This window comes from Crassaminicella thermophila (assembly GCF_008152325.1).
GTDB lineage: Bacteria > Bacillota > Clostridia > Peptostreptococcales > Thermotaleaceae > Crassaminicella_A > Crassaminicella_A thermophila.
In genome coordinates, this window is sequence record NZ_CP042243.1 from 545,796 (window position 1) to 562,895 (window position 17,100).

At 28.8% G+C, this 17,100-nt stretch carries 16 protein-coding genes and 1 riboswitch; of the genes, 12 read left to right on the forward strand and 4 right to left on the reverse strand.

Annotated elements, in window-relative coordinates:
* Positions 1-14: 14 nt before the first annotated feature.
* From FQB35_RS02590 to FQB35_RS02610, 5 genes are all read left to right on the forward strand, one after another.
* A complete protein-coding gene (locus FQB35_RS02590) occupies positions 15-485 on the forward strand; it encodes a hypothetical protein (RefSeq protein ID WP_148808421.1) in 471 nt (156 codons plus the stop codon).
* 52 nt (positions 486-537) lie between these two features.
* Positions 538-655: riboswitch (FMN riboswitch) on the forward strand.
* A gap of 91 nt (positions 656-746) precedes the next feature.
* Positions 747-1,358 (forward strand): ECF transporter S component, encoded by a 612-nt coding sequence (locus tag FQB35_RS02595; RefSeq protein ID WP_148808423.1) that lies wholly within the window; start codon positions 747-749, stop codon positions 1,356-1,358.
* 140 nt (positions 1,359-1,498) lie between these two features.
* A complete protein-coding gene (locus FQB35_RS02600) occupies positions 1,499-1,888 on the forward strand; it encodes a GntR family transcriptional regulator (protein ID WP_148808425.1) in 390 nt (129 codons plus the stop codon).
* Positions 1,881-2,780 (forward strand): ABC transporter ATP-binding protein, encoded by a 900-nt coding sequence (locus FQB35_RS02605; protein ID WP_148808426.1) that lies wholly within the window; start codon positions 1,881-1,883, stop codon positions 2,778-2,780. The genes FQB35_RS02600 and FQB35_RS02605 overlap by 8 nt, the downstream gene beginning before the upstream one ends.
* Positions 2,755-4,473: a hypothetical protein gene (locus tag FQB35_RS02610; RefSeq protein WP_148808428.1), complete on the forward strand. Its 1,719-nt coding sequence runs from the start codon at positions 2,755-2,757 to the stop codon at positions 4,471-4,473. Before FQB35_RS02605 ends, FQB35_RS02610 begins: the two co-directional genes overlap by 26 nt.
* Positions 4,474-4,517: 44 nt before the next feature.
* Here FQB35_RS02610 and FQB35_RS02615 read toward each other — a convergent pair whose 3' ends face one another.
* Both FQB35_RS02615 and FQB35_RS02620 read right to left on the reverse strand, forming a co-directional pair.
* The gene (locus tag FQB35_RS02615; protein ID WP_148808430.1) at positions 4,518-4,889 is read right to left on the reverse strand and encodes a S1 RNA-binding domain-containing protein; all 372 of its coding nucleotides are present in this window, start codon (positions 4,887-4,889) and stop codon (positions 4,518-4,520) included.
* Between the two features lie 86 nt (positions 4,890-4,975).
* Positions 4,976-5,548, reverse strand: coding sequence for a beta-class carbonic anhydrase (locus tag FQB35_RS02620; protein WP_148808431.1), 573 nt, complete (start codon positions 5,546-5,548; stop codon positions 4,976-4,978).
* Positions 5,549-5,750: 202 nt separating this feature from the next.
* On the opposite strand from FQB35_RS02620, the gene FQB35_RS02625 reads away from it, so the two are divergent.
* Positions 5,751-6,557 carry a sugar phosphate isomerase/epimerase family protein gene (locus FQB35_RS02625; protein WP_148808433.1) on the forward strand — a complete coding sequence of 269 codons (807 nt, stop codon included), beginning with the start codon at positions 5,751-5,753 and terminating at the stop codon, positions 6,555-6,557.
* A 299-nt stretch (positions 6,558-6,856) separates the two neighbouring features.
* Here FQB35_RS02625 and FQB35_RS02630 read toward each other — a convergent pair whose 3' ends face one another.
* A complete protein-coding gene (locus FQB35_RS02630; protein WP_207707332.1) occupies positions 6,857-8,098 on the reverse strand; it encodes a DUF401 family protein in 1,242 nt (413 codons plus the stop codon).
* 238 nt (positions 8,099-8,336) lie between these two features.
* On the opposite strand from FQB35_RS02630, the gene FQB35_RS02635 reads away from it, so the two are divergent.
* The 5 genes from FQB35_RS02635 (at position 8,337) to FQB35_RS02655 (ending at position 13,954) form a co-directional block, all read left to right on the forward strand.
* Positions 8,337-9,317: a GDP-mannose 4,6-dehydratase gene (locus FQB35_RS02635; RefSeq protein ID WP_207707333.1), complete on the forward strand. Its 981-nt coding sequence runs from the start codon at positions 8,337-8,339 to the stop codon at positions 9,315-9,317.
* Between the two features lie 233 nt (positions 9,318-9,550).
* Positions 9,551-10,150 (forward strand): DedA family protein, encoded by a 600-nt coding sequence (locus FQB35_RS02640; protein ID WP_148808437.1) that lies wholly within the window; start codon positions 9,551-9,553, stop codon positions 10,148-10,150.
* Between the two features lie 18 nt (positions 10,151-10,168).
* A complete protein-coding gene (locus FQB35_RS02645) occupies positions 10,169-10,498 on the forward strand; it encodes a DUF1904 domain-containing protein (protein WP_148808438.1) in 330 nt (109 codons plus the stop codon).
* 541 nt (positions 10,499-11,039) lie between these two features.
* Positions 11,040-12,416 carry an aspartate-alanine antiporter-like transporter gene (locus tag FQB35_RS02650; RefSeq protein ID WP_231701841.1) on the forward strand — a complete coding sequence of 459 codons (1,377 nt, stop codon included), beginning with the start codon at positions 11,040-11,042 and terminating at the stop codon, positions 12,414-12,416.
* A 29-nt stretch (positions 12,417-12,445) separates the two neighbouring features.
* The gene (locus FQB35_RS02655) at positions 12,446-13,954 is read left to right on the forward strand and encodes an acetyl-CoA hydrolase/transferase family protein (protein WP_231701842.1); all 1,509 of its coding nucleotides are present in this window, start codon (positions 12,446-12,448) and stop codon (positions 13,952-13,954) included.
* A gap of 100 nt (positions 13,955-14,054) precedes the next feature.
* Here FQB35_RS02655 and FQB35_RS02660 read toward each other — a convergent pair whose 3' ends face one another.
* Positions 14,055-16,133, reverse strand: coding sequence for a methyl-accepting chemotaxis protein (locus tag FQB35_RS02660; RefSeq protein ID WP_148808443.1), 2,079 nt, complete (start codon positions 16,131-16,133; stop codon positions 14,055-14,057).
* Positions 16,134-16,309: 176 nt separating this feature from the next.
* On the opposite strand from FQB35_RS02660, the gene FQB35_RS02665 reads away from it, so the two are divergent.
* Entirely contained in the window at positions 16,310-17,035 is a 726-nt protein-coding gene (locus tag FQB35_RS02665; protein WP_148808444.1) for an NAD-dependent protein deacylase, read from the forward strand.
* Positions 17,036-17,100 lie beyond the last annotated feature (65 nt).

Sequence of the window (17,100 nt, forward strand, 5' to 3'; positions counted from 1 at the left end):
AAGGGGAAATGTGAATGGATATAATGCCTATAAAGGTAGTAATATTTGGTTCAATTCCAGAAGCAAGCTTAATATTATGGGCAGGATTATTATTAATGGGTGTAAAGCCTCAAACAAGAAAAATTGTAATAGCAGGGATATTACAAGGCATTAGTGTATACTTTATAAGGAGATATGTAGATTTTGGTATTCATACATTTGTGCAGATCATAGTTTTTATTATATATACCTATTTTATTATGGATGTTAAATTGATCGTTGCTATACTGTCTATTATTGTATCATCTGTTATTGTTACATTGATTGAAGGATCTTTGTTAATCTTTATGGATATAAACTTGGCATATTTATGGTCTGTAGATTGGATGAGGCTATTACTTTTATTACCTCATGAAATAGTACTTGGATTAATTATATACATAGGCTATAAGAAAGATATATCTCTACAGAATGAATTTGGGTGGTTAGATAAGATTGTTAGCTAGCACTTGAAAAATAAAGAAAACTACGCTATAATTTGAGTAAAATAGAATATAAGGTAGTCTTCGGGGCAGGGTGAAATTCCCGACCGGCGGTATAGTCCGCGAGCGGCGAAAGCTGCTGAACTGGTGAAATTCCAGTACCGACAGTATAGTCTGGATGAAAGAAGATGTTATAGTATACAATTTTTATAAACTGCGCCTGAAGATGATTTCTTCAGGCGTTTTTTCGTGTCATGAGGATTACCGAAAAGGGAGGAATTATCAATGATAGATAGAACATCAACTATTAAAAAAGAAGCTTTTGGTTTAACGGTGAATGGACTTGTAAAGATAGCCATATTATCTGTACTATCTTATGTAATCATGTTTATTGAAGTGCCTATATTTTTCTTTCCAGGATTTCTTAAGATAGACCTAAGTGACTTACCTGCATTAATTGGAGGATTTGCATTAGGACCAGCTGCAGGAGTTATAATTGAGCTTATTAAAAACCTTTTACATTTTTTAACGAAAACAACTACTGGTGGAGTAGGGGAATTTGCAAACTTTTTAATAGGGATTGCATTGATAATACCTGCTTGTGCTTCTTATAATAAATATAAAACCAAAAAAGGAGCAATTACAGGGATTGTAATCGGTATTATTGCAATGAGTATTGTAGGGGGATTGGCAAATTATTATATGCTTATACCTTTTTATGCAAAGATTATGCCTTTAGAACAAATCATTGCGTGGAGTGCAGCTGCAAATGGAGCTATTGTAGATGTTAAAACTTTAGTGTTATATGGTATAATACCTTTTAATTTATTAAAGGGAACTATAGTAGCTATTTTAACAAGTGTTCTTTATAAAAAGCTTTCGCCTATATTAAAGTAATGACAAGGGACGGTTCTTTGACAATGACAAAGAACCGTCCCCTGTCATTGGTCATTGTTGACAAATATAAACTTAAAGAATATAATAATAAGTGTACTAATACTAATAGTACACTTATTACATATGTAGGGAGGTGCAAAATGATTCAGATAGATTTAAAGAACAGAAAACCAATATATGAACAGCTCATAGAAAAGTTTAAACAATTAATAATAAATGATGTGTTAAAGGCAGACGAAAAAATTCCATCTGTAAGAGATTTGGCAAAACAACTTACTATAAATCCAAATACGATTCAAAAAGCATACAGGGAGTTAGAAAGACAGGGATATATATATTCTGTGAGAGGAAGAGGAAGCTTTGTATCAAAGGAAATAGAAAAGGTGGATGAAAATAAGGTGGAAAGATTAAAAAATGAAATAATAAAAAATTTATCGGAATTGATATATTTAGGTTTAGAAAAGGAAGCGTTAATGCAGTTATTAGAAGAGACCTATGATAGAGTGAAAGGGGGAGAAGATAATGATTAAAGTAAAAAGCTTAGATAAATATTTTAGTGATTTTAAAGCTTTAGATAATGTTAATTTAAATGTTCAAAAAGGTTCTATATATGGATTAGTAGGACCTAATGGATCTGGTAAAACAACATTGATAAAGCATTTGACAGGAATATATAAACAAGATAGTGGAAGTGTGGAAATATTAGGGAAGACGGTATATGAAAATATAGATATAAAATCAAAAATAGGTTATATACCTGATGACTTGTATTTTTTTCCACAATATACGATTAAGGGAATGGCATCATATTATAAAAGCATATATCCTAAATGGAATGAAGATAGATATAAAAGAATAAAAGAAGTATTTAAAATAGATGAAAATAGAAAAATAAATAAGCTTTCAAAGGGAATGCAAAAGCAAGTATCATTTTGGCTTACTTTATCTAGTATGCCGGAAATAATGATACTTGATGAACCTATAGATGGACTTGACCCATTGATGAGGAGAAAAGTATGGAATTTGGTAATAGAAGATGTAGCTGAAAGAGAAACAACTGTGCTTATTTCATCTCATAACCTAAAGGAATTGGAAAATATATGTGACCATGTAGGTATTATGCATAAAGGTAAGATGCTTATAGAAAGAAATTTAGATGATTTAAAATCAGATGTTCATAAAATTCAAATAGCATATAAAAATGATTTTCCAGTAAACATAAGTAAAGAAATAGAAATACTCCATAAGGAAAAGCGAGGAAGTGTATATCTATTAATCGTAAAAGGTGAAAGGGAAAAGATAATATCAAACTTTAATAAATACAACCCTGTTATATTAGATGTACTGCCACTTTCACTTGAAGAAATATTTATATATGAGTTAGGGGGTGCAGGATATGAAATTAACAACGTTATATTTTAATAAAAGTATTATAAGAGAAGATTTAAAGAGATTTTGGGGGATGGGAGTATTATATTTCTTGGTTTTAGTATTTACTGGTCCAATAATCTTTTTAATCAATGTTGAAGATGTAAATAAAATTAATTCTGTTATTGAAGCATATTTTAATATATATAAACATGGATTTCAGTTAATATTTGCAGTGATTTTTCCAATAATATTGGCTACCCTCATTTTTAGATATATGCAAGTTAAAAATTCAACAGGAATGATTCATTCATTTCCTTTTACAAGAAATATATTATTTAATAGTCATTTGCTTTCTAATTTAATAATATTATCTATACCAGTTTTTGTAAATTTTATAATTATGTTTTTCGTTTACAAAGGGGTATATACAGGGACCAATATAGTTATTGGTGATATATATAAATGGCTTTTTACTGTATTGCTTTTAAATTATACTGTGCTTTTTATGACTGTATTTACAGGTATGATAAGCGGTGTTTCTTTTATTCAGGCTATATTGTCTTTAATATTTTTGTTTTTACCTTTAGGTTTAACAGGTTTGGTGCTAATAGCTTTAGATAGTATACTGTTTGGATTTGTTCCAAATAATACAATTATTAAAAATTTTGCTTTAAAAGTAATACCTATAACTAATGAATTGTATAGAGAAGGAAATTCTTTATTGATAGCATGGTATATAGCGTTATTAGTTATATTATTTTTAGTTTCAAAATACTTATATAATAAAAGACATTTAGAAAGTGCTGGAGATAGTATAGCGTTTGATATATTAAAGCCTCTATTTAAATATGGTATGGCATTTTGTACAATGATTTTGGGAGGATTATACTTTTCAGTTATAGTAGCAAACAGCTCTTTTTGGTTGTATTTTGGATTTTTTATAGGTGGTCTATTTGGGTATATAATAGCAGAAATGATAATAGAAAAGTCTATATGGGTATTTAATAAATTGAGAGGATTTATTCCTTTCATTATAATTGCAGGACTATTTTTTACAGTCATTGACCTAGATTTAATAGGATATGAAAAAAGAGTACCAAATTTAAATGAAATAAAAGCTGTATATTTTGCAGAAGACTATTATATAGATGAAAATGTTATAAATAAAGATGATAAGTTGATTCATGAAAAAAGTAATATAGCAGCTGTAAGAAATTTACACAAAATGATAATAGATAATAAGTCTAAGATACAAAATACACCAAACAGAAAGAATATTGCCATAGGATATAAATTAAAAAATGGAAAAATTTTAATAAGAGAGTATGATGTACCTAAAAATATAATTAATAGTAGTCCATATATAAAAGAAATTTATGAATCACAGGAATATAAGAAAATTAAAAATGATATATTTAGAATAGATGCTAATAAAGCACATATAATAGAAATTCATACGAGAAGTAAAGATAAAGAAGAATATTTTGATAAAGAAATAGTGATTTCAGATAGAGATGAAATAAAAGAAGTTATAAATCTTATAAAAAAAGATATATTGAATGAATCCTATGAAGAAATGAGTTTTGATTTTAAGAATTTAGGTATTGATGAAAAAATATTTGCAAATATTACTATTGAATGTGAAAGAGAATCTGGAGAGGATAAAAGAAAAAGTATATATTTCTATTTGAGAGATTCATATAAGTTAACAAAAAGTTGGCTTGAAGAAAAAGGATATCTATAAAAATGGCTGAATGCATAAAAATGCATTCAGCCATTTTTTAGGACTTAGTATCTTTTGGTTCTTTCATTGATTCCTTTTAATTTTTCATCACTACTTTTTAGAAAATCAGATAACATATTTTCAAATGATTGCTTTGGCTTTTTATAAGTATTGCTTTTATGCTTTTTATCATTTGAGGAGTTTTTAGAAGCTTGCTTTATAGAAAGCTCCATTTTGTTATCGTCCTTGATGTTAAGAATTTTTACTTTTACTTCTTGACCTTCTTTTAGGTAAGTATTGATATCCTTTACATAATCATTAGATATTTCGGAAATATGACAAAGTCCCGTTTTTCCATCAGAAAGCTTTATAAAAGCCCCATATTTTGTTATTTTTGAAACTGTACCTTGAATGATTTCTCCACTTTTTAATGACATTAAATAATTTTTCCTCCTTATATTTCATAATAATACTATTATATTTTAGTTTTCTAATAATGTAAACCTAACTGTGAAAATATGTTTTAGGTGATTTCTTTTTCATATCCATTTACTATAACTTCTAATTCACCTGTTTCAGGGTCCATAATCAGTCCATGGACAAAAACATTTTTAGGCATTAAAGGATGATTCTTAATTTTTGCTACACTTTCTTTGATAGAATCTGTCACACAATCAAATCCATATAGCCAGTTTTCTAAATTGATTCCTGCATATTCAAGGGTGGATAGGGTATCTTCTGATATACCTCTTTTCTTCATTTTTTCAATTGTACTTGTTGGATCAATGCTGCTCATACCACATCCATGATGGCCGATAACAAAAACTTCTTCTGCGCTTAATTCATAAATTGCAACTAAAATACTTCTCATAATACTTCCAAAAGGATGCATAATGACTGCACCTGCATTTTTTATAATTTTTGCATCTCCATTTTTTAAATTTAAGGCTCGAGGAAGAAGTTCTGTTAATCTGGTATCCATACAAGAGAAAATTACCATCTTCTTATAGGGATATTTTGTCGTTTTATATTTTTTATAGGATTCATTTTGTACAAAGGATTTATTATATGTCATGATTTCTTCTAGTTTATTCATAAGTTTTCTCCTTTCCTTTATAGAATTATATAGTGTTAATAAAGGGGAATTTACTAAATATTTTAAAAAGTATTATATAATATTTGCATTATTTTATCAAAGGAATATTTTGGGTTATAGATATTTATCGCATATATTTTTTAGCAGAAATCTTTTTAATATGCTAAAATAAATGAAAAGAATGAAGAGTAGGAGGATAATTATGAAAATTGGATATGCAGCATCAAGTGGTGAAATTGATATATTAGATACTTTAAGATATACAAAAGATCATGGCTTTGATTGTGTTGAACTTAATATGAATATGCCTATTTTTTTTCCAGAAAATTTTACAAAGGAAGATAGAGAAAAAATAAAGGGGTATAAGGATGAAAACAATATAGAAATTACCCTTCATGCACCAGAAGACATAACCCTTTTACAGCTTCAAAAAAGCATTAGAAAAGCAACAATAGATAGATTAAAAGAGGTTATTGATTTTGGTTATGATATTGGGGCAAGTAGAATGACTATGCATATTGGAAGTGCAGTTTGTTTTACACTTACAGATAGAAAATCATATTTAGATGAATTTTATTGTGAAGAATATAAAAAAGTATTAAAAGAAAGCTTAATAGATTTAATGGATTATGCGAAAGATAAAGTGATGATTTGTGTTGAAAATTCAGGGAGATTTCCTAAAATGGTGGTTCAAGAAACACTAGAAGAGCTACTTAATGAGGGAGGACTATATTTAACTTGGGATATTGGACATTCTTATACTAATAAATACAATGAAGTAGAATTTTTCCTAAAGCATGTAGATAAAATACGAACCTGTCATTTACATGATAATAATGGAGAAAGTGATCATCAGATTATAGGTAGTGGAAATGTAGATTTTCAGTGGCATATAGATAAGATGAAAAATAGTGATGTTTGCTATATTATCGAGGTCAGGCCAAGGGAGAATGCAGTAAAGTCATTAAAAAAGTTAAAAGAAATATTAAGAAAAAAGACTCAAAGCTGAGTCTTTTGAGCTTTTTGTCAAAGTTATATTTGTAAATGAATTGAAAAATAACGCTTATAAACAAAGCTTTAGAGAAAACTAAGCTTTATAATTTCGAAAAATCCTAACGCACCTAATAAAGACATCCTATCTTTTAGGATGCTGGCTTAGCATCCGTGCTAAGCCTACGGATTTTTCTGAAATTCTTCATCAAGTTTTCTTTACTAAAGCTTTGTAATTATTCGCTTTTATTTTTCAATCATAAATTTTATTTTGTATACGACTCAAAGCTGAGTCTTTTTTCGATTTTGCAATTTAAATTATATAATTTTAACTGCATATATAATAAGCATTACAATATATACAAATGGCAGTATATATAGATAATTTTTATATAAATTTTTTATCTTTACTTCAAAATACTCTAGTGTAAGAACTTGGCACATGTGTAGTGGAGAAATATAGTAAAACATAAATGCACTTACGTATATAAACATGGAGTATAAAAGCTTTATGTGATAATTTGGTGCTAAAGGTAATATCATAGGATATAGTATAGCGATTCCTGGTTGTGTAGATGCTAATGGGAATGATATTAAGGCAGCTGCTATAAATATTAATAGCTCTAGGGGAATCCCCTTATCTAACAAATGATTTAGATAGACAAATATTTCATCCATATTGTTTACAACGTTTTTAAAAATCATAATCCCAATTATTGCGATTACCATAGAAGGTTTAATTCCTTTGTATATTGTTTTTAATATATTTTCTCCTATATCGTATTTGCTATCTTGCCGTTTATCATATAAATTTATTACAATGCTTAGCAAAATACCGCCTATAAGTGAAATATAAAAAGGTAAATTTAATAATATAACGCCGAGTAAACTTATGAGTATTGGCAGTGAATAAAATAAAAATTCTAAAATGGTTTTTAAATACTGTTTTTTGTTTATTTTTTCAATAGGTGGTTCGCTATAGTTTTTAAGATAAAAGAAATATCCAAATATATACATAGCAACTGCAACTGGAAACTGTAGTTTGACAAAATCCCAGATGTTAAAATTCCCCAACTCAGCAGCCAATATTATTGTAGGAGATAGAGGGAAAATAAAATAAAGAGCATGTCTAAAAATAAGGTTTATTGCTGCTCGTTTATCCTTTGGAATACTTAATCTTTCACCTAAAGTTTCAACAACAGGACAAGACATTAAAGCACCACCAGTAACTAATAGGGTACCGATAATTGCAGGAGCAATTAAAATTGTAGCCTTTGCACTTCTTAACATTTTTTCAAGAGCTATAATCATCCTATCTAAGATTAGGTATTTTTCCATTAGATGACCAAGGATTGAAATAAATGCGATTGTAACAGCCAATGAAATAGTTGTGGGTTCTGAGAATGTCTTTAAAAATATTTTAAAGATATAAAATATACTCCTTCCGTTTAAAAGGGCTAAAATAACGGCTCCGATCATTAAAGAATAACCAATATTTACTTTTTTACTTACCAAAAATAATATTATTCCCATCGAAATTATTAGTGTTAATATGATCATTTTCATCACCTTTTTCAATTTTATCTATTTAATAATATATTAAAAATACCCTAAAAGTCTAGAAGTTTATTTGTTATATAGAGATTAATATAGATAAACAATTTTAAGAAGAAATCTTTTTATATTTTTAAAAAAAAATATCGATATTGTTTATCTTTAGATAAATCTAAAATATTTTAAGCATATGGTTATATTTATAAGAATAATTATATAAAAAATATATTGATAGGTGATTAAGATGAATACAATTCTTGTAACGGGGGGAGCTGGATTTATTGGTTCTCATCTGATAGAAAAGTTGTTATATTGTGGGAAAAATATAATAGCAATAGATAATTTCAACGATTATTATGATCCTAAAGCAAAAGAGAAAAATTTAATGGAAATAAAATCTAATATGAAAAGACTTGGGATTGATAAGGGCAGGTTTAAGCTTTATAGACAAGATATAAGAAATAAGACAGAAATAAATAGGATTTTTAAGGAACATAAAATAGATATTATTATTCATTTAGCGGCTATGGCAGGGGTAAGATATTCTATTTTAGCACCTGATCTTTATTATGATGTAAATGTGAATGGTACATTAAATCTTTTAGAAGCTGCTAAGGAAAACAAGATTGATAAGTTTATATTTGCTTCTAGCTCTTCTGTATATGGAAACAATAAAAAAATACCTTTTAATGAAAATGATTCTGTAGATTGTCCTATTTCTCCATATGCAGCATCAAAGAAAGCTGGTGAGCTACTGTGTTATACCTATTATCATTTACACAAAATAAGTATTGCTTGTTTACGTTTTTTTACTGTTTATGGACCAAGACAGCGGCCTGATCTTGCAATACATAAGTTTGCTAAATGTATTATGGAGGGTAAAAAGATTCCTTTCTTTGGAGATGGGGATACACAAAGAGATTATACTTACATAGATGATATTATAGATGGAATCATAAAAACTATGGTCTGGATGAAAAAAAATAAAAGACAATATGAGATATTTAATCTTGGCAATTCAAGAACAATTTTTTTAAATCAAATGGTAAAAACTTTAGAAGAAGTGTTAAATAAGAAGGCCTTACTAGAGAAATTACCATCACAGCCTGGAGATATGGGTAAAACTTATGCAGATATTATAAAAGCAAAAACAATATTAGGTTATGCACCAAAAAAAGATTTTAAAGAAGGAGTAGAAGACTTTGTAAAATGGATGAAAAAATAATGAAAATGAATTGAAAAATAACGCTCATAAATAAATTTTTAGAGAAAACTACAGTCTGAGACTCAAGTAAAAATTTGAGTCTTTTTTTGTTTTAACAAATTCTACATTAATAAGTATGGTAAATTTTAAGTAATCACTGACATTTTTTGATAAGATTTGCTAACTTTTCGTAGATGGTGTATATTTATTTTAGATAGAATTGGACTAGGGGATATTAAGAGGAGGTCTAAGGATTGCTCCAAGAAAAAATATTACTATTAATTTCAATGTATGGATATATAGGTATATTTTTAGCTTTGGTATTAGGAATCATAGGATTACCTATACCTGATGAAGTGTTGTTAACCTTTGCAGGATTTTTAGTTTCGAAAGGAAAAATGGATTATTTCTTGTTGATTTTGGTTTCTTTTATAGGGAGTGTTGCAGGGGTATCTATTAGTTTTTTTATAGGTTATCATTTAGGACTACCTTTTTTACTAAAATATGGGAGGATTTTGGGAATAACAAAAAAATCTTTGAATAAAGCTGAGAAATGGTACAATAAATATGGGAAATATACCATTGTGATAGGATATTTTATACCAGGTATACGACAGTTAAATGCATATTATGCAGGAATTATAAAAAAACCTTATTGGAAGTTTGCATTTTATGCTTATATTGGTGGATTTATTTGGGTCATGATATTTGTTACTTTAGGTATATATGTAGGTGAAAGATGGATGCTTTTTTCTCATATTATTCATAAATTTGCTTTGAGTGTGCTTGTCCTTATTTGTATTTGCTTTTGCATATATTATATTGTGAAAAATGTTAAAATAAAAAAAATATAGTATATATGGAGGGATTATATGCCGCATATACGTGTAAGAGGTATGGGTCTAGAAAAGTTAAAAAATATTAGCAAAAAATTGGTAGATGATTTAGAAAATATTATAGGATGTCCAAGAGATTATTTCACATTAGAATATATTCCGAGTACTTTTATAATGGATGGAGAAGAAGATAAAGGATATCCTTTTATAGAAGTTTTATGGTTTGATAGAGGACAGGAAGTTCAGGATCAGGCTGCTAAAGCAATAACAGATAGGGTAAATAATACAAATGAATATGAGGATGTATGCGTCATATTTAGAAAATTAGAAGAAAAGTGTTATTATGAAAATGGAGAACATTTTTAAATAAAAATAACCTGTTGGATATGAAAAACCAACAGGTTATTTTTGAATAAAAAGCAAAAAATACTTTATTTTACAAATATATATCAAAAATAAGAAAAAGGATTTGAATAAAATTTCAATATGTGTTAATATATTAACAACAATATGGATATAAAAGTAAACTTAAATAAAAATTGTTTGAATTTTATAATTGTTTTTTTTGAAACTAATAGTTAATAAATTAACGACAATAATTTCCTTGCATAGCTATGAAATAGAATAGAAAAGAACAGATATGCTTTTAAAAAAATCAGTAAACAGATAATGGTGCCATAGTAAAGTTTAATAAGAATAATAATTTTTATATACTTTTTAGGTTATTTTATAAAGTGTATAAAATATTTTTTTGTAGTTAGAAGTTAAAATATTAACGATATAATAGTATACAAGGAAAAACAAACATAAAAATATACAATGATACATAAGCAAATTCAATGCTTTAGTGTTAATTAATTAACATATTTAGATTTCTTAAATTTATGTAAAAAGAGGAGGTTTTATAATGATTAAGTTTGATGTAGCAGCATGGATTATGAATCCATTTGTATTAATGTTTGTTGCAGTATTTACAGGAATGGTATTTGGAAAAGTGAAATTTGGTAAGTTTAATTTTGGGGTATCAGGTACGTTATTCTCTGGACTTTTAATAGGTTGGTGGGTACTTAAGTTTGCAAAAGGCTTTAATGAAGGGGATAAAGCATTTGGTACTGCACAAAAGCTGATAAAAATAGGAGTGATTGATAAGAGTTTCTTTATCCTATTTTTGGTTTTATTTGTTGCTGCAGTTGGGTTATTAGCGGCAAAGGATATGGGGGTAGTACTTAAAAAGTATGGTGCAAAATTTGTTGTTTTAGGCTTTATTATTACATTCTTAGGGGCTGCTGCTACATATGGAATGACGTTAATTAGTAATGAATCTAGTCCATATGAAGTATCAGGGGTATATACGGGTGCACTAACGAGTTCTCCTGGTCTTGCAGCAGCGATTGAAACTGCAAGAGGACATTCTGCGGATTGGGTTGAAAAATATGAATCATTAGATACTAATGAGAAAGAAAGATTTTTAAAACTGCTTGATCCTTCAGGGGCACTTACTCCAGAAAATACACCTACATTAACAGATGAACAAAAAGCACAGTTTGTAAAAAATGCTGAAGCTGGTATTGGAGTAGGGCATGCTATTGGATATCCATTTGGTGTAATTATTGTAATTATTGCAGTAAACTTTTTCCCTAAAATATTTGGAATTGATGCAAATAAAGAGCTTGAGGATTTAAGAAAAGAAATGAATCAAGCTAGGGAAGAAGCAGCAGCTACTTCAGATATAGAAGAAACATCATTTGATTTGATTGGATTTTCTGTTGCTTGTTTTATAGGATATACCATAGGGAAAATAAAAATATTCTTAGGACCGTTAGGATATTTTAGTCTTGGTTCTACAGGAGGGGTTTTAATAGGAGCTTTAATCCTTGGATATATAGGAAAAATTGGATTTATAAATTTTAGGATGAATAATAAAATACTAGGTGTTATAAGACAACTTGCATTGGCTTTTTTCTTAGCAATAGTAGGATTAAGATATGGATTTAAGGTGTTTGATGCACTTTTAGGAACAGGATGGTACTTAGCTATTGTATCTCTTGTTGTAGGAGTTGTTGCTATGCTTTTAGGATTCTTCATTGGAAGATATGTATTTAAGATTAACTGGATTATGCTATCTGGAGCAATATGCGGCGGAATGACTTCTACTCCAGGACTAGGAGCTGCTATTGATGCAGCAGGTTGTGATGACCCGGCAGCAGGATATGGAGCAACTTATCCATTTGCATTACTAGGTATGGTTATCTTCACAATTATTCTTCATAAAATGCCGATGTAGTAAAAATGCAAAAAACAGGGGGAAATGATATGGATTTTTCAAAATTAGATAATAGAATAAGAAACAAAGAACTCTTTAATAAAGTAATGACAGCAGAAGAAGCGTCAAAATTTATTCATGATGAAATGGTAATTGGAGTTAGTGGATTTACGCCATCAGGATATCCAAAAGCAGTGCCATTAGCTCTTGCAGAAAGGGTAAAACAAAGTGGAGAGAAAATGCATTTAGCATTGTATTCTGGTGCTTCATTAGGACCAGAAGTAGATGGTGCATGGGCAGAGGCTGGAATTATTGCAAAAAGACTTCCATACCAAACTAATAGTAAATTAAGAAATAGCATCAATGAAGGCGAAGTAGAATATTTAGACATGCATTTAAGTCATACGCCACAGTATGTAAGTTATGGAATTTTACCCAAAGTTGATGTTGCAATTGTTGAGGCAGTAGCAATAACAGAGGAAGGACATATAATTCCAACTATGGGAGTTGGAAATACACCAGTATTTGTAAAGCAAGCTGATAAGGTGATTGTAGAGATAAATACAGCAAAACCTTTAGCTCTTGAAGGTATGGCAGATATTTATATGTTAGAAAATCCACCACATAGAAAGCCAATTCCAATTACAAAGCCAGATCAAAGAATAGGAACAACTTACATTCCATGTGGTAATGATAAAATTGTTGGAATCGTTATAACAGATTTACAAGATAAGACAAGACCATTAACACCTGTTGATGATATATCAAAAAAGATATCAGCTAATATATTAAAGTTTTTAGAAAAAGAAGTAAAACTTGGACGATTACCTAAAAATTTGCTTCCAATACAGTCTGGGGTAGGAAGTGTTGCTAATGCAGTCCTTTATGGACTTTGTGATTCAGATTTTGAAGACCTTACATGCTATACAGAAGTTGTGCAGGATTCAATGCTTGAACTACTAAGATGCAAAAAGGCAAAGCTTGCTTCAACAACTTCTATAAGTCCTTCACCAGAAGGATTAGTAAAGTTTGAAGAAGAAATTGAATTTTTCAAGGATAAAATCATTTTAAGACCTCAAGAGATAAGCAATCATCCAGAAGTTGCTAGGAGACTAGGGGTTATTGCTATGAATACAGCTTTAGAAGTTGATATATATGGAAATGTTAATTCAACTCATGTAATGGGATCACGTATGATGAATGGAATTGGAGGATCTGGAGATTTTGCTAGAAATGCATATCTTACAATATTCACCACAGCATCTACTGCAAAAAATGGAAATATATCTTCTATTGTTCCAATGGTTTCACATGTTGATCATACAGAGCATGATGTTATGGTAATTGTAACAGAGCAGGGTGTTGCAGATTTAAGAGGACTTAGTCCAAAGGAAAGGGCTTTAGAGATAATTAATAATTGTGTACATCCAGATTACAAACCAATGCTATTAGATTATTATAAAAGGGCTTATGAAAGTGCTTACAAACATACCCCCCACATTTTAGAAGAAGCACTTTCATGGCACATAAAGTTTATGAAAACAGGAAGTATGAAATAAAAGATTTTGCAGATTGGTTGTAAATGGATTTATAAATAAATTTTCATATAAAAAAGGATGTCATCTATTTAAATAGATGACATCCTTTTTTAGAGAAGTATTAAACATGAAATTTATCAACAATTTCCTTTAATTTTATAGATATTTCATTAAGATTTTGAGCAGTATTTGAAATTACTTCAATGGATGTAGATTGTTCTTCAATGGATGCAGAAACTTCTTCAGTAGAAGCTGCAGATGCTTCTGATATTGCAGATATTTCTTGCATTGAAGTAACAATGTGATCTTTATTTTCATCAATATCTTTTATATTATTTGTTACATTTTCTATTTGATGTACAGTATTTTTTAATGATTTTTCTATTTCATTAAAAACTTGAGCAGTATTTTTAAGGACTTGATTCGTTTTTTTATTTATTTCTTGTGCCAGATCCATATGATTTTTAGTACCATTAATCTCTGATTGAATTTGATTTACAATAATTTCTATGTTTTTTGTAGATTTTCTTGTTTCTACTGCTAGTTTTCGAATTTCTTCGGCAACGACTGCAAATCCACGTCCAGCTTTTCCTGCTCGAGCTGCTTCTATAGCTGCATTTAATGCTAAAAGATTTGTTTGCTCTGCAATGGATTCAATTGCATTAACAATTTCATTGATTGTACTAGACTTTGTTGAAAGTTCATTTACTTTTTTACCAACTTGATGGATTATTTTATTATTTTCTTCAAATTTATTTTCTAAGTCCATAATAGCTTTCATACCTTGTTGATTAACCTTTATAGTTTCATTTGAATATTGTTCCATCAAGCTAGCGCTATTTGTCATGTCTTTTATTTTATTTGCGAAAGATGATAATTTGGATACACCCTCTTGTACTTCTTTAGCCTGTGCAGTGGATCCACTTGCAAGCTCTTCAATAGCTTTGACAACACCTTCTACAGAAGTTGAAACATCGCTTGTAGAAGTAGCTAGGTGATTTGCATATTCTGTAACACTTTTTGAATTTTCTTTTATATGGGTTGCGATTTCCCTTAGAGATTTTCGCATATCAACAATAGATTTTGCTATTTTTCCTGTTTCATCTTTGTATTTCAATACAATACTAAATCTTTCGTCATAGATTAAGTCTAAATTTTTTGTTTTATCTATCAGTTCTGTTAGTAATGTAATAGGCTTTGCAATTTTTTTTCCTATATATAAGGCAATAAACATAGATAATATAACTCCAGTTAGTGTGATGGTTATAGCTACTTTTGATAAATCTTTAATTTCTTTAAAAATTTCATCTTTACTAACAGCGATAAGTATAAACCAGCCATTTTTTAGTCTTTCATAGCTTAAAATCTTATCTACATCTGCAAAGGTAACTTCTGATATTCCCTTTGTATTTTTTTTGAGCAACTTAGCTAGATTTTTATATTTTCCATCTGCTATAGTTGTTAGATTATGTGATCTTGTTAATGTAGGATGAATGAGATAATCAAATTTTTTGTTTAATAAAAAGGCATATCCTGTATCATAAAGTTTGATTTTATGGATTTTATTCTCGAAAATTTCAAAATTAATGTTCATTCCAATGACGCCAATAAGTATGTTATCTATGTAAACGGCAGAAGTATAGGAAATCATTTCTTGCCCCATTTTATCACTAATATAAACATCACTCCATATGCCTTTTTTTGTTTTTGAAGCATTGTAATACCAAGACAAATCTTCATTATTTGGATAAAAATCATCTTTAGTATAAAGCTGATTTTCTACTCTTATGAAATTTCCATCTCCACGTTTATCTGAATAGCATATATAATATAGATCTCCTACAAGATTTGGATTAAAGAAAAAATAGGAGGATATAGTACCTTTTGAATGTTCAGCAAATTGTTTGACTGTTGGGGCTATAATATTCATATACTTTTTTATATATGCAGGATTTGTCATGTTTGATTTATCAAAACTACCTTCAATTGCTGTTTTTAAGCCTTTTACACTCATTTCCACATTTAAAAGAGTACTATTAAATTGATTAGTTGTACTTTCAGATTGTAAAGATAAATTTTCTTGAATTTTTTCATAAACTACTTGACTTGATTTTTTTATTACTATGATTGTTATAAAAGTTGATATAATAACAGTAGATAGAACAACTGCTAAAATGATTTTAGTGCTAATTCTTTTCATTGCTTTTTCCTCCGTTTATAATTCATAGCCTTAAATAAAATTCTACAGACATTACTAAAATCCTTCATATATTTTACATATATAGATATTATTTCTTTATAATACAAATAGTGTATAATAAGAAATAAAAAAACTAGACAAAATTTTTGAAAAAAGAATAACTTGGAGGTGTTAATTTGAGCATAGAAAAATTAAAGAAAATGGTTTCAGAAAGTGATAATATTGTTTTCTTTGGTGGGGCAGGTACATCTACAGAAAGTAATATACCTGATTTTAGAACAGCAGACACAGGATTATATAATATGGATGGATACAAGTATCCACCTGAAGTAATACTGAGTCATAGCTTTTTTATGAAGTATCCTGAGGAATTTTATAAATTTTATAAAAGTAAAATGATTTATAAGGATGCAAAACCTAATCTAGCCCATAAGGCATTAGCAGAACTTGAAAGAAAAAATAAATTAAAAGCAGTTATTACCCAAAACATTGACGGATTGCATCAATTGGCTAAAAGTAATAATGTTTTAGAATTACACGGGTCTATTTATAGAAATTATTGTATGAAATGTAGTGAGAGCTATTCTTTAGATTATGTGATCAATAGCGAAGGGATTGTTCCAAAATGTAATAAATGTGGAGGAATTATAAAGCCAGATGTGGTTTTATATGAAGAAGGATTGGATATAGATGTATTAAAAAAAGCTATCGAATACGTATCAAAAGCAGATATGCTTATCGTAGGGGGAACGTCTCTTGTAGTATATCCAGCGGCTAGTTTGGTAGAGTATTATAAAGGGAATAAATTGATTCTTATTAATAAAAGTGCTACGCCTTATGATCATATGGCTAACCTGGTTATTCATGATAGTATAGGGAAAGTTTTAAATGGTGTTTTATAGCAATTTGTCGAGAATTGCTATCGAAATAAAAAGGAGAATATTTTCAGGATATAGAATTTTATCAT

Bases quoted from the DNA above. Each gene is read 5' to 3' on its own strand.
- FQB35_RS02590 (WP_148808421.1), top strand. From the start codon at position 15: ATGGATATAATGCCTATAAAGGTAGTAATATTTGGTTCAATTCCAGAA.
- FQB35_RS02595 (WP_148808423.1), top strand. From the start codon at position 747: ATGATAGATAGAACATCAACTATTAAAAAAGAAGCTTTTGGTTTAACG.
- FQB35_RS02600 (WP_148808425.1), top strand. From the start codon at position 1,499: ATGATTCAGATAGATTTAAAGAACAGAAAACCAATATATGAACAGCTC.
- FQB35_RS02605 (WP_148808426.1), top strand. From the start codon at position 1,881: ATGATTAAAGTAAAAAGCTTAGATAAATATTTTAGTGATTTTAAAGCT.
- FQB35_RS02610 (WP_148808428.1), top strand. From the start codon at position 2,755: ATGAAATTAACAACGTTATATTTTAATAAAAGTATTATAAGAGAAGAT.
- FQB35_RS02615 (WP_148808430.1), bottom strand. From the start codon at position 4,889: ATGTCATTAAAAAGTGGAGAAATCATTCAAGGTACAGTTTCAAAAATA.
- FQB35_RS02620 (WP_148808431.1), bottom strand. From the start codon at position 5,548: ATGAATAAACTAGAAGAAATCATGACATATAATAAATCCTTTGTACAA.
- FQB35_RS02625 (WP_148808433.1), top strand. From the start codon at position 5,751: ATGAAAATTGGATATGCAGCATCAAGTGGTGAAATTGATATATTAGAT.
- FQB35_RS02630 (WP_207707332.1), bottom strand. From the start codon at position 8,098: ATGATCATATTAACACTAATAATTTCGATGGGAATAATATTATTTTTG.
- FQB35_RS02635 (WP_207707333.1), top strand. From the start codon at position 8,337: ATGAATACAATTCTTGTAACGGGGGGAGCTGGATTTATTGGTTCTCAT.
- FQB35_RS02645 (WP_148808438.1), top strand. From the start codon at position 10,169: ATGCCGCATATACGTGTAAGAGGTATGGGTCTAGAAAAGTTAAAAAAT.
- FQB35_RS02650 (WP_231701841.1), top strand. From the start codon at position 11,040: ATGATTAAGTTTGATGTAGCAGCATGGATTATGAATCCATTTGTATTA.
- FQB35_RS02655 (WP_231701842.1), top strand. From the start codon at position 12,446: ATGGATTTTTCAAAATTAGATAATAGAATAAGAAACAAAGAACTCTTT.
- FQB35_RS02660 (WP_148808443.1), bottom strand. From the start codon at position 16,133: ATGAAAAGAATTAGCACTAAAATCATTTTAGCAGTTGTTCTATCTACT.